The sequence below is a fragment of the Nostoc sp. FACHB-110 genome, assembly GCF_014697425.1.
GTDB lineage: Bacteria > Cyanobacteriota > Cyanobacteriia > Cyanobacteriales > Nostocaceae > Nostoc_B.
On the sequence record NZ_JACJRU010000001.1, the window covers coordinates 639,542 to 652,677 of the forward strand.

A 13,136-nucleotide genomic window follows, 5' to 3' on the forward strand; every position below is an offset into this window, starting at 1 on the left:
TAAAGAAAATCAGATTTTATGCTGTATTAACGACAACATAATTAATAGATTTCAGCAAATTTTTCTCCACAAGTTCCAGGAGGGACAAATGGTGACAACGACGCAACCAAGGCAACAGGTGAAAGTCGGCCCAACCAAACTGCTGATTAATAATGAATGGGTAGATAGTATCAGCAGTAAGAAGTTTGCAACGATCAATCCCGCCACGGGTGAAACTATCTGTGAGGTAGCCGAAGCCGATGCGCCAGATGTAGATAAAGCAGTGCAAGCAGCGCGTCAAGCCTTCACCGGCGGAGAATGGCGCAATTTTTCAGCCACTCGTCGCGGCGAGTTGCTTTATAAGTTAGCAGATTTAATAGAACAAAATATTGATGAATTGGCGCGGTTAGAAACCTTAGATAATGGTAAACCACTCAACCATTCATTGGGAGATTTGGGTTTAGTGATTGCTTGTTATCGCTACTATGCGGGTTGGGCAGATAAAGTACAAGGTAAAACGATTCCCATTCAGGGGTCTTATTTTTGTTACACGCGCCATGAACCTGTGGGTGTAGTTGGGCAAATTATCCCTTGGAACTTTCCCTTATTGATGCAGGCGTGGAAGTTAGCACCAGCTTTGGCGACAGGTAACACTGTAGTGATGAAAACTGCTGAACAAACACCATTGTCAGCTTTGCGGGTAGGAGAGTTAATTATTAAGGCTGGTTTTCCACCGGGGGTAGTGAATCTATTATCAGGATACGGGCCAACTGCTGGATCTGCGATCGCCCATCATAGAGATATTGATAAGGTTGCTTTCACAGGTTCTACCGAAGTGGGACATTTAATTATGGAAGCAGCCGCCAAAAGTAACCTCAAGCGCGTCACTTTGGAATTAGGTGGTAAAAGTCCTAACATCGTGTTTGCTGACGCAGACATGGATGCCGCGATCGCCGGCTCTCATGATGCTTTATTCTTTAACCAAGGTCAATGTTGCTGTGCTGGTTCGCGGTTGTTTGTCGAAGAAAAATGCTACGACGAATTTGTGGCTAGAAGTGTCGAAAAAGCCAGACAGCGAATTGTGGGCGATCCTTTTGATGCCGAAACTCAACAAGGGCCGCAAGTAGACCAAGAGCAATTTAACAGAGTCATGGGTTACATTGAATCGGGAATGCGCGAAGGGGCGCAGCTGCTTTGTGGTGGACAACAAGTAGGTGATAAAGGTTACTTCATCGCCCCCACTGTCTTTGCAGATGTCCGTGACGAAATGAAAATAGCTCAAGAAGAAATCTTTGGCCCGGTGATGAGCATCATCAAATTCAAAGATATTAACGAAGTCATCGAACGGGCTAATAACACCATGTACGGTCTCGCCGCCGCCGTCTGGACTCAGGATATTACCAAAGCCCATGCGATCGCGAATAACTTACGGGCTGGTACAGTCTGGGTAAATTGCTACGATGTATTTGACGCTGCTGCCCCCTTTGGTGGATTTAAGCAATCTGGCATTGGGCGCGAACTAGGTGAATATGGCTTGCAGCAATATACCGAAGTTAAGACTGTTACCATCAAATTGTAAACTGGGATGTATCAATCAATTTTGGATTTTAGATTGTCGATTGATAAATTACCCAATCTAAAATCTAAAGTTCTTGATTAGGCTCTTGGGCAAGTTGGGCTTTTGCCTGTTGCCAGAGTGCCTCCAACTCATCCAAACTGTAATCAGAAAGGGGGCGGTCAACCACTGCCTCCATTTTTTGTAACCGTTGCACAAACCGCTGATTTGTGCCTTGCAAAGCCGCACTTGGATCTAAATGATACCAACGGGCAATTTGAAGAATGGCAAATAAGAGATCGCCTAATTCTGCTTCTTGGCGGTCTGGTGTTTCCTCGGCTAAGGCTGTTTGCAACTCTGCTAACTCTTCGTGAAACTTAGCCCACACCCCATCAATACTTTCCCATTCAAAACCAACCGCCGCCGCTTTGTGAGAAATTTTCATCGCCGCCATCAAAGGGGGAAGAGTCCGTCCGTAGCGGCTGAGTTTAGCACTCAGTTGTTGATTTTCTGGGGATGGTTCACCTTTTTCTGCGGCTTTGATTTGTTCCCAATTTTGCCGTACTTCATCAACATTCTGCACCGACACATCACCAAACACATGGGGATGACGGCGAATCAATTTTTGGGAAATCCCTTGAGCCACTTCTTTGAGGCTAAATTGACTGTATTCACTGGCAATTTGGGATTGTAGTACTACTTGTAAGAGTAAGTCACCGAGTTCTTCCGCGATCGCATTTTGATCGCCACTTTTAATTGCGTCTACCACTTCATAAGCTTCTTCGATTATATATGGAATCAGGGTTTGAGGAGTTTGTACCAAATCCCAAGGACAACCACCATCAGGCGATCTTAACTTTGCCACCACATCAATCAATTCTTGCAAAGCCGCCAGTGTTTCGGCATTTTGGAGATTTTGATTTGATTCCATCATCAGCTCTCACCCATTTAACATCGCTTAGTTCGCAATTTTTACTTTACGATCTATTGCGGTTGAGTTGGTCTGAGAACTTTAACAGTTCTATTTTGCTGCCGAGTCAATAATCTAGCTAAATTTTCAGTTTTCTATTGGTTCACAAATAGTAGCGATCGCAATTACATCTGACTTACGCTTAGGTAATTTTTGCTACTGCATAATCATATTTATAAGTATCTAAGCATTATGGCATATTTAAGCCAGTTATGACGCTATGTCAAAATTAAATATTTTATGTAAACATCATTAAAATTTAGTTTATATAAAGAAATCATGAACTTTGATAGTTAGTTACTAGAGCATCAGAGTTTTAACTTAAATTAACCTAAAATCTTGAACCCAAACTAAGCTCTACAAGTTATATCTCAGCTACTCTACCGCTCAAATCTGCAATGCAAACCACTAAAGAATCATCGAATTTGCGCCAAAAAGCTATTAAAGGAGTATTTTGGTCGGCTTTAGACAGTTGGGGAAGACAAGTTATCTCAATCGGTGTTTTCTTAGTATTGGCACGCTTGCTAGGGCCGCAAACTTTCGGGTTAGTTGCTCTTTCCACGATATTTTTAAATTTTTTGCAAATCTTTCTTGACCAAGGTCTTTCTCAAGCAATTGTGCAACGCCAAGACCTAGAAAAAGAACATTTAGATACTGCTTTTTGGACTAACTTAGGAGTTAGCACCCTAGCAGCAATATTAAGTATTGCTTGTGCTGGATTAATTGCTGATTTATTCAAAGAACCACAGATTACGCAAATAATTCGCTGTTTATCTTTAGGTTTTATAATTAGTGGTTTTAGTAGCGTTCAAGAAGCAATTTTTCAACGAAAACTCGCCTTTAAATCCTTAGCTCTACGCTCATTACTAGCAGGAATTATTGGTGGGGTAGTAGGTGTAGTTTTGGCCTTGATGGGATTTGGCGTTTGGAGTCTTGTTGGTCAGCAGTTAACTAATAGTTTGGCTCAAGTTTTAGTACTTTGGTGGGTAAGTGACTGGCGACCAGGATTTAGATTTTCGCCAAAACACTTCCAAGAATTATTTTCTTTTGGCGTAAATGTCATGGGTATGAACTTATTTAACTTCTTAAATCGTCGTTCTGACGACCTTTTAATTGGTTATTTTTTAGGTTCTACCGCATTGGGATATTATAGCGTTGCTTATCGGTTGCTGCTCAATCTCACACAATTACTAACTATTGTGATTGTCAAGGTTTCTTTACCTACTTTTTCGCGCTTACAAGCAGAACCGGAAAGATTACGTAACGCACTTTATAAAGGCATTCAATTTACTAGTTTAATTACGTTTCCGGGGTTTTTAGCAACTGTAGTATTAGCACCAGAAATAGTAGTTGTGATTTTTGGAGAAAAGTGGATACCAAGTATTCCCGTCATGCAAGTTTTAAACATGATAGGAGTTCTTTATGCCTATTTTTATTTCAATACTCCTGTGATGATGGCTGTGGGTAAACCGTATTGGAAATTAGCTCTAGATATTTTACAAGCTATTACTAATGTTATTGTCTTTGCCTTATCAGTAAAATGGGGAATTGTCGCTGTTGCAGCAGCTTATGTGATTAGAAGTTATGTAATGGCCCCCATTGATATTTGGGTCGTTCGGAAGTTAATTCACATTAATATAGGCACATATCTACGCCAAGGTTGTATTCCTCTAGCAGGCACAATATTTATGCTGATTGCTATTATTATTGTGAAAACTTTTTGTGCTACATTAATGAGTCCTTTGGCATTACTAAGTGTTTGTATAGTTGTAGGTACTATAGTATACGTTTTGTCAATTTACTTAATTGCACCCAAATTATTTTGGCAAGTAGTCAATATTGCCCGTTAAAACCGTAAACATATTGACGTTATAAATCATCTTTTAGAGAGATGAACCACATTGTGCTGAATAGTTAGCATAGCTTTGGCAAATTTTAGCCAAACTCATTTTATTTTTAACAAGTAAAATAAGTTTGCCATTTCACAAACAACATTACTAAATCCATAAATAACATGAGACAAATTAATCCTCCAACAATCAACTGGGAAACGAGGAAAATTAAATCGGCTTTTTTGCCTAAATTTGTCTACGATAACCCATACATCACACAGTTAATTGATAATTTAGAGACAGTAGGTATTGAACTCAATCTCCCTAGTGATTCATCTTCGCAAAGTTTCTTTATCCCACTATTATTTTCTCAAGAAAAGGTGGATTTTATCCATTTACACTGGTTGCATCCATTCTTCCAAAAGAACAATTCCTTGATTAATACCATCAAATTAGTGATTATTGTTCTTCAGCTAGTTCTTCTAAAATTGAGTAACATCAAAATTGTTTGGACGGTACACAACCTCAAGAATCATGAAAAGGCTAATTTAATTTTTGAGCGTACCCTTAGCATTGTAGTTGCAGAATTAGCTGACGCTATTATTACCCATTGTGAAATTGCCAAAGCAGAAGCTGTCAAACATTTCTTAATCCGCAATCAAGCTAAGGTTTTTGTTGTACCAAACGGTAATTATATTGGTTTTTATGAAAACACAATTGATAAGTCAACTGCCAGAGAACGCTTAGGGTTAAAACCTACGAGCGTTGTTTTTACATTTCTTGGTGAAATTCGTCTTTACAAAGGTATATTTGAACTGATAGATACATTTCACCAATTACCAGAAGAAAACATTGAACTAGTTATTGCTGGCAGAGTGCATAATAACAGTCAAGAAATGACAGATAGATTGAGAGAAATAATAGGTGATGATCACCGCATAAAATTTTCTCCAGGCTTTGTTCCTAATGATGAAATTCAACTTTATATGAATGCTTGTGATACAGTGATCGTTCCCTACCGGGATATTTTAACATCAAGTTCAGTACTTTTAGCAATGTCGTTTGCTAGAGCTTGTATAGCACCACGTCGAGGTTGTATTGGAGAAATCATTGACGATGTTGGATTACCGTTGTTATATGAAATAAATGATAATAATGGCTTAATCAATACTATGCGATATGCTATCGAAAAGCGGCACGAGTTATTGTTAATGGGGCAACATAACTTTCAGTTAGCTGAACATTATGGTTGGCAGAAGATTGCAGCAATGACAGCTAATGTTTACCGTTCTTGTCAGAGTAATGTTAATAAATAAAAATCCTATCAAAAACAGAAGCAACACAGTAATTCATGCAATAACAAAATCACAAGCACTCTGAATATTCAGGACTTACGCACCAAAATTGTTTTTGGAGATTGGGTGTAGGGGTGAAAGGGTATGGGGTGGAAATATTCTAGATACATACACCCCTATACCCCCACACCCTGAATTTTTCGTCTTACAGCCTAAGTACTAATATTAGTAGAGTGCTTGTCATTGTCTACAACATCACTGATTGATAATTAAATAAATACCCCAAATTGCCATTGCCCGCAGGTAAGTACTAGCGCGAAAAGTACCCACTGCTGTGATGGCTTCGGGTGTGCGAAATTGCAGTCCATTGTCGTAAATTTGCTGCACTACTGCTTGTGTTAGCTTGAATGCTTCATCTTTCATCCCCATCTGTACTAAAAAAGCAGCAAGCCCGAAGTTAATTCCTGTCCAAACTTCCAAAGGATGGGTAGCTTTGGGGTTTTCTGGTGAACCGTCGGGAAGAACACCATTCGCCGCACCAAATTGACCGTTTTGGAATTTTAAGAAACAAGCATCATACACAGTTTTTAAAGCAGAAAGGGCCCGATCGCCTGGTACAATATCGGGTAAATTGAGCAGTCGGGCATAAAATTGACCGCACAATTGATCTGCCATGACTACAGCCGAACCACTCTCACTATCTAACTTGTAATACTGTCCATTCCAGAGTTTTTCTTGGTAGATAGGGCGAGACTGACTTAACCAAGCTTCATAGATAGACTTCTGTTTAATTAATTCCTCTGCTTTCTGTGTTGGGTGCGTTACTAAAATATCACTAATTGCGATCGCTGCTTCTAACGCCGCCAGCCACAGCCCACCACAATAAGCACTCACACCTTGCAAACGCCAATCATCAAAAGTTTGGTCTGGTGCGCCAGAATTTTCAGGCATTCCATCATTATCTTTATCAAAAGTCTTCAAATAATCGAGTGTTTGCACAATTGCATTCCAACAATCAGCTAAAAATTGCACATCATCAGCACCCGTCAGCAGAAAATCTCGGTATACTTGCAATACAAAATCACTGCCTAAATCCTTCCACAAATTGCAATCTTGATAGCAAGTGTAGTTAGTTTTTTCCCAGACATGTTCGTTGGGCGCGCCTAAATCGTGGGGTGTCGCCCCGGCAATTTTCCGGGCGGCGGTTGTTGTCTCTGCACCAATGGTATAGTAATAGCCAATCACTCTTTGATGGTCATCGCTATGGGGAATTGCCCTGGCAAAAGCCCGTATCACTGATTTTTCTAGTTCAGGAAACAACATCAGCAACGCAAAGGAACCATACAACCGCACATCTAAACTTTCATACCAACGGTAATCTAAGCATTCTAATACCGCAAACTGACCGATAGGGTCAACATCCGAGGCGGCACTCCAGAGAGTACCACCACTAGTTAGGTCATAAAGCTCATTAAATAAAGCCATTTTAAACCAGTCAGGCAAATCTTGGCGGTTGAGGATTGGCTGCTGCCAAGTTTGAATTTGCGATCGCCAGGTTTGATATTCTTGTAGGGCAGTCGTCGCTATTGACCAAGCTTGATTCCCACCCCTACCAAAAAAGTCTGTATATCTGCGGTAATAATTAATTCCGGCGGCAAATTCTGTCACAGGTAAATCCCAAGCTAAGACAAACGGAACTTCTAAAGTTTCTCCTGGTTGGAGAGTAAAACGCACAGCGAGCGCCGTTCCTAGCTGTTGATTTTCACCAACTGGTGTAGTATCTAGATAATTAGGCAAAGAACCATCCGTAGCAAAGCTTTGCCACAAATCATCACCATTACCTTGTGGTTGCCATTTTGTGTGATAAAAAACTTCTACTTGTGGATGTTGCACTGTGGCAATACACCAACTACCATCTCCTTCTTGCAGAGGTTCTGCAACGCCCTCTCGCCCTAAAACACAACCGCAATATCCCGCATCTTCCACTAAATAATTGTAATTTCCTTTACTTTCGCCCCAGCGTGGCTGATACTCATAAACTGGGCTACCATCATCGCGGATTTGCACCTTGGGTAACTTTAAGGCATTAGTAAACCAGCCAACTATATTTTGCCAAGTCAGCATAATACTCAGGGTAATCGGTGCATGAGTCGGGTTATGAGCTTGCCATAAAAATACTGCTACAGGGTAACTAGTTTCTTGATAATTATTTGCCCAAATCGGTGAAAATTGCTCACAAGTTAACTGGGTTTGCAAGACATTTTCATAGACAAACCAACTGCGGGGGTATAAAGCGTGATAAGTTCCGGTGGAAGTTAACTCACTGCTCGCTGGATACCATTGCCAAGCTTGCAAGCTGTTGTCTTCTGGTGCTTGCGTAGACAAAGCATAGGCTTGAGAAGATCCGCCATCAGACTCAAACACACTAAATTGACAAGCCGGAATATTTTTGAAGATATGTTCACCGCCGTCAATGTGCCACAGGTTAAAATCTCCCCGTGAAGAACGACCAATGCAACCCGCACCAAAACCACCCAAAGGCTTACCATGCCAAGGGCCATCATCAAGATTACTAGCGTAGCGAACTGTATAGGGTTTTTCCCAACCAAGGCCAATGGGACGGTTCCAAGTGCAGGAGGGAATTTCCTTCGAGGTTTGATTTGTCATCGCCTGATGTTACCGCGTGCAGTTACGCTAAGGAAGCTTAACGCGATGTGTCATTTTTCTCAATAGGATTGACCAAGGAAAACGAAAAATTACCTGACTTTTCACGGCAAGTCCTCAACCCAATCTCCACAGATGATATTTCTGGGTCAGTCCTAAATTCGGAAAAATCTAGTCACTCAGCCATTTTCCGGCCTATTTCCTGGTATATATACTGATTGAACTATATGTTAGTGTGTGTTGTTTCCTGTACTCGGCAAACAGTGAAGTTCCATGATTAATCGTCAGAAATTACTCAAATCTTTAGGATTTGCATTTTTACCTTTGGCTTTCAGTGCTAATTTCGCAAATCCTCCAGTCATTGCACAAACTAGTGTGCAAACATCGGTAGCGAAAACTGTGGGTTTTAATTGCAATGACACAGAAGCAACTATTAAGGCTAAAAACGGCCCGAAGGTAACGGTAGGTACGACAACTATTTACATCGGATATCAGCAAGTATCATCTAACAACAAAGATCCGCGTATTGTCCGGTTTGATAACGGTGTGAAAAAATGGTGTCGGAGCGACTACGAAACCACCAATGATGATGGAACAGGCTACGGCTTGCTGTGGGATGGCAGTAGCGTTTTATATGGTGTTTTTTCGGCAACAGGTACTCAACCTGGAAATGATTTTCGCCGCTTTACTAGTGGTCGTTGGCTGTCGAGCTATGGTAGTGGCGGTGGCGCAAAAGTCGCAATTATCGCTCGAATTGATCCGACTAATGGCAATGTTAACTATGCCACATTTTTAACTGCGAAAAAGCCCAGTGATGGCAAAACTAACTCTTTTTTGGTCAACAACTTGGGATGGAATGGGACAAATTTAACTGTATATGGTCAGTCATGGTGGCTACCTCGTCGTGCTGATAAAAGTCCGATGACTTGTGCTGGTTCGTCGCCTTATACATACACAGCAGTATTCAAGGGAGATTTAACAACAGTCAATTCCGCTTTGGCAACTAACTGTCTTTAAGAGGGAACAGGGAAATCCCCATAAATAAATTTAGGGGCTTGATACTAAGCGAGAATGTATCAGTTCATTTGTACTGTAATTTAGCTCTGGTCAGGGAATAAATTCAGCAAAATTCTGGAAATGGGTGGCATTATTGCCACCCATCTGTTATTTTCTGCTAATTAAATCTAATTTCTGTGGTTGAGTTTGCGATAATTCTGTTGAGCTACCCAATAGTCCTGTTATTCCGTCTGAATATTCTGTTGGATCACAACTATGAATAAATTGGCTCCCTCATTGATTTCATTACCTCACACCTATGAGAGTGGAGTCTTGTTGCAGCTGGCAGATGGCAGCATTCAAGCCTGTAATCAGACTGCGGAAAAAATTTTGGGGTTGACGCTAAAACAAATTCAAGGCTGGAATTCCACTGAACCACCTTGGCAAGCGATTCATGCTGATGGAACTCCCTTCCCAGGAGATACTCATCCAGCAATGGTGACATTAGATACAGGAAAACCCTGTAATGATGTAGTGATGGGATTGTATCAACCCTGTGGAAAACTTGTTTGGATATTGATTCAAACAGAGCCGTTGTGGGCAGACGGATGTACCCCCTACGGTGTGATAGCCACCTTTGCCGATGTTACAGAGCAAATGGGGCTTTGTGTCACAGATCCGTCTCTAGAATTGCAAAGCTCCCCTAGCATGAATAACCAGAAACAGAATACGGCCGTATCAGGATCGGAAGAAGCGTTTTTCTTTGAGAGATCCTTGGATTTGCTGTCAGTCGTGGGTATAGATGGCTACTTTAAGCGCGCGAACCCTGCATTTACAAAAATACTGGGTTACTGCACAACAGAATTATTAGGCAGTCCATTTCTGAATTTCGTACATCCAGATGACCACACGATTACGTTGGCAGAAATGGAAAAATTAAAGGCAGGAATGCCGACTCTAAATTTTGAGAATCGCTACCGCACGAAAGAAGGCTCTTACCGTTGGTTATCATGGACAGCATCACCCCAGCTTGACCAGGGAGTAATATACTGCGTTGCCCGTGACATGACAAGGCAAAAAGAGACAGAAAAAGCCTTAGAAATTGCCAATGAAGCACTAGAAAAGCGGGTGGCGGAAAGGACAGCCCAGTTAGAACAGCTAAATGCCGCCCTGCGAGAAAGTGAAGAGCGCAATCAGTTAGCGATGGAAGTGGCTCGCATCTTTACTTTTGAGTGGGAGTGCAACAGCGATGCCGTCAAGCGATCGCCTCAGTGTGGTATTATCTTAGGCTTAAGTGCCGCCGCCGCAGAACAAGATACAGGCAGTAATTTTTTTCAACGAGTCCATCCTGAAGACCGCGAGCGCTTTATTGCAGGCATCCAAGCATTAACACCGCAAAAAAACACCTATAAAACTACCTATCGAGTCATCTGTCCCAATGGTCAAATCGTCACCTTAGAAGAAATCGGACGCGCGCTATTTAACCAGCAAGGACAGTTAACCAAATTAATTGGGATAACGGCAGATGTGACAGAACGTCAACGACTAGAAGCCCAATTGCGGGAAAGTCAGGCAACCTTACAACGACAACTAGCAGAAATTGAAACTATCTATCAGTCTGCTCCTATTGGGTTGAACATTCTTGATACTGACCTGCGCTTTGTGCGAATTAATCAGCGATTGGCAGAAATCAATGGATTTACAGTAGAAGAACACATCGGGCGAACTGTGCGAGAGTTACTGCCGAATATTGCCGACACAGCAGAAGAAGTATTGCGTTCTGTTTTAGAAACCGGAGAACCACTATTAAATGTAGAAATTCGCGGGGAGACTCCAGCACAACCAGGGGTAGAGCGTGTGTGGTTAGAAAAATTCTTACCTTTGAAAGATGGCGATCGCGTGATTGGCATTAGTACAGTTTGTGAAGAGATTACTGAACGTAAAGCCATTGAAACTCAACGCGAAAAATTACTCCAACAAGAACAAGCCGCACGCGCCGCAGCAGAACGCGCCAACCGGAGCAAAGATGAATTTCTGTCCATCCTTTCCCACGAACTGCGAACTCCACTTAACCCCATTTTAGGCTGGGCCACACTACTGCAATCACCAAAGCTCAAGAACAGTAGCGAAAAGATTCAGGAGGGTTTAAGCATTATCGAGCGCAATGCCAAACAACAGTTGCAATTGATTAGTGATCTCCTAGATGTCTCTCAAATTATGCGTGGCCAACTTTCTTTGAATTTTGCTGCTGTTAATTTATCACAACCAATCACTGCTGCTTTAGAAACGGTGCGTTTAGCCGCGGCCGCAAAAGCAATTGAGTTAGAAGTTTTACTCGATCCTTTAGTTGGACAGGTGAGAGGAGATGCAGGTAGGTTACAACAGGTTTTTTGGAATTTACTGTCTAATGCGGTTAAATTTACCCCGCTAGAAGGAAAAGTGACAGTGCAACTTACTTGTGTTGGTCGTTATGCCCAAATTCAGGTAAGTGATACCGGAAAAGGCATCCAACCTGAATTTTTACCGTTTGTATTTGATTTATTTCAACAACAGGATAGTTCGACAACTCGTGCTTTTGGTGGATTAGGTTTAGGATTAGCCATCGCTCGTCAAGTGGTGGAAGCACATGGCGGTAAAATCAGCGTTGTGAGTGCCGGAGAAGGACAGGGAGCAACATTTACAGTCCAATTGCCCTTAATCTCTGTTGTTTAGGCGCATAGGCTTACCACCCCACTTCCATCAAAGGCAGACATAATAAGTTTAATCGCCAAGGAAATGCGATCGCTATGACTCTTGCCAAAACTCAACTCACCCTTGAAGAGTTCCTTACCCTTCCACCAGGAGATATCACCCACGAATTAGTTGATGGTCAAGCAAAACCCAAAATGGCTCCAAAAAGATTTCATTCCCGACTAACAACCGTCATAATTTTACTTTTAACACCGTGGGCAAAAAACCGTGGTGAAGTTGGGGTTGAGTGGGCAGTCACCTTAAAACGCAAAGGTAGAGACTGGGTTCCCGTACCAGACTTACTATTTGTTTCCTATTCTCGGTTGAATAGCGATGTCATTACCGATGAACCTTGCCCCATCCCCCCAGACTTAGCTATCGAAATCATCTCTCCTGACCAAAGCTTTGGTGAAATGAGTGCTAAAGCTACAGACTACCTCGATGCAGGTGTGCTGAGAGTTTGGGTAATCGATGCCAAAGCCAAAACAGTTACCGTCTTCTATCCTGATACCCGACCCCAAACAAAAATAGGCGAAGATAGTTTAGCAGATTCTTTATTGGAAGGGCTGCAAATTACACCCGCACAAATTTTTCAACAGGCAGGAATACCTTAAATATTTGATGTCAGCAGTCAAAATACTATAGTGTTTCTTAATCTGCTGAGATACTCAGAACATCGCTCATAGAATTGGGCAAACCTCAGTCTACCTTTGCGCTTTCCTTTGCGTTTTAAAGATTGATTCTGTACCTCACTTAAGTGAGAATTGCTATAGCTGTTCATTACGCCTACCTTTACGCATTTCTAAAATCAATCAGCGTTTGCCGATAAGCATCAGGTAAGCCTGTATCAAAACATTTTCCTTGGATAACATAGCCACTCATGCCTTCTTGCTGACATAAACTCTCGAGAGAGGATGTTAGCTGAAATTCGCCGCGATCGCGTAAATTTTGATTAATACTTTCTGCTAAACAACTAAATATTTTTGGCGTAAGTATATATAAACCAAATATAGGAATCATATTTGATTTCTGAAAAAGACTACGAGATAATACGGAGAAATAAAACTATCAAACAAGGAACAATGAGAAACCAGTATCAGCAAACTGCGATCGCA

General features: G+C 41.6%; 8 protein-coding genes and 1 pseudogene. 6 read left to right on the forward strand and 3 right to left on the reverse strand.

Features of this window, described 5'->3' with window-relative positions; all coding sequences use genetic code 11:
• The first annotated feature begins 88 nt into the window (after positions 1-88).
• Positions 89-1,558: an aldehyde dehydrogenase family protein gene (locus tag H6G69_RS02430; RefSeq protein ID WP_190681129.1), complete on the forward strand. Its 1,470-nt coding sequence runs from the start codon at positions 89-91 to the stop codon at positions 1,556-1,558.
• Between the two features lie 64 nt (positions 1,559-1,622).
• Here the strand turns inward: H6G69_RS02430 and mazG are convergent, their stop codons facing one another.
• Positions 1,623-2,465: a nucleoside triphosphate pyrophosphohydrolase gene (mazG, locus tag H6G69_RS02435; protein WP_190681226.1), complete on the reverse strand. Its 843-nt coding sequence runs from the start codon at positions 2,463-2,465 to the stop codon at positions 1,623-1,625.
• Between the two features lie 437 nt (positions 2,466-2,902).
• Between mazG and H6G69_RS02440 the strand changes: the two genes are divergently transcribed.
• Positions 2,903-4,354, forward strand: coding sequence for a lipopolysaccharide biosynthesis protein (locus H6G69_RS02440; RefSeq protein ID WP_190681131.1), 1,452 nt, complete (start codon positions 2,903-2,905; stop codon positions 4,352-4,354).
• Between the two features lie 164 nt (positions 4,355-4,518).
• Positions 4,519-5,652, forward strand: a complete 1,134-nt coding sequence (locus tag H6G69_RS02445) for a glycosyltransferase family 4 protein (RefSeq protein ID WP_199335662.1) — start codon at positions 4,519-4,521, stop codon at positions 5,650-5,652.
• 234 nt (positions 5,653-5,886) lie between these two features.
• Here the strand turns inward: H6G69_RS02445 and H6G69_RS02450 are convergent, their stop codons facing one another.
• Positions 5,887-8,298, reverse strand: a complete 2,412-nt coding sequence (locus tag H6G69_RS02450; RefSeq protein WP_190681134.1) for a GH116 family glycosyl hydrolase — start codon at positions 8,296-8,298, stop codon at positions 5,887-5,889.
• 270 nt (positions 8,299-8,568) lie between these two features.
• On the opposite strand from H6G69_RS02450, the gene H6G69_RS02455 reads away from it, so the two are divergent.
• The 3 genes from H6G69_RS02455 (at position 8,569) to H6G69_RS02465 (ending at position 12,635) form a co-directional block, all read left to right on the forward strand.
• Positions 8,569-9,312, forward strand: coding sequence for a hypothetical protein (locus H6G69_RS02455; protein ID WP_190681137.1), 744 nt, complete (start codon positions 8,569-8,571; stop codon positions 9,310-9,312).
• A gap of 255 nt (positions 9,313-9,567) precedes the next feature.
• Positions 9,568-12,003: a PAS domain S-box protein gene (locus H6G69_RS02460; RefSeq protein WP_190681138.1), complete on the forward strand. Its 2,436-nt coding sequence runs from the start codon at positions 9,568-9,570 to the stop codon at positions 12,001-12,003.
• 74 nt (positions 12,004-12,077) lie between these two features.
• Entirely contained in the window at positions 12,078-12,635 is a 558-nt protein-coding gene (locus H6G69_RS02465; RefSeq protein ID WP_190681141.1) for a Uma2 family endonuclease, read from the forward strand.
• Between the two features lie 178 nt (positions 12,636-12,813).
• On the opposite strand, the pseudogene H6G69_RS02470 reads toward H6G69_RS02465, so the two are convergent.
• A pseudogene (locus H6G69_RS02470) lies at positions 12,814-13,032 on the reverse strand (UTP--glucose-1-phosphate uridylyltransferase); the annotation flags it as partial.
• Between the last annotated feature and the right edge of the window lie 104 nt (positions 13,033-13,136).

Coding starts and splice junctions, on each gene's coding strand:
- H6G69_RS02455 (WP_190681137.1), top strand. CDS start 8,569: ATGATTAATCGTCAGAAATTACTCAAATCTTTAGGATTTGCATTTTTA.
- mazG (WP_190681226.1), bottom strand. CDS start 2,465: ATGGAATCAAATCAAAATCTCCAAAATGCCGAAACACTGGCGGCTTTG.
- H6G69_RS02440 (WP_190681131.1), top strand. CDS start 2,903: ATGCAAACCACTAAAGAATCATCGAATTTGCGCCAAAAAGCTATTAAA.
- H6G69_RS02465 (WP_190681141.1), top strand. CDS start 12,078: ATGACTCTTGCCAAAACTCAACTCACCCTTGAAGAGTTCCTTACCCTT.
- H6G69_RS02445 (WP_199335662.1), top strand. CDS start 4,519: ATGAGACAAATTAATCCTCCAACAATCAACTGGGAAACGAGGAAAATT.
- H6G69_RS02460 (WP_190681138.1), top strand. CDS start 9,568: ATGAATAAATTGGCTCCCTCATTGATTTCATTACCTCACACCTATGAG.
- H6G69_RS02450 (WP_190681134.1), bottom strand. CDS start 8,298: ATGACAAATCAAACCTCGAAGGAAATTCCCTCCTGCACTTGGAACCGT.
- H6G69_RS02430 (WP_190681129.1), top strand. CDS start 89: ATGGTGACAACGACGCAACCAAGGCAACAGGTGAAAGTCGGCCCAACC.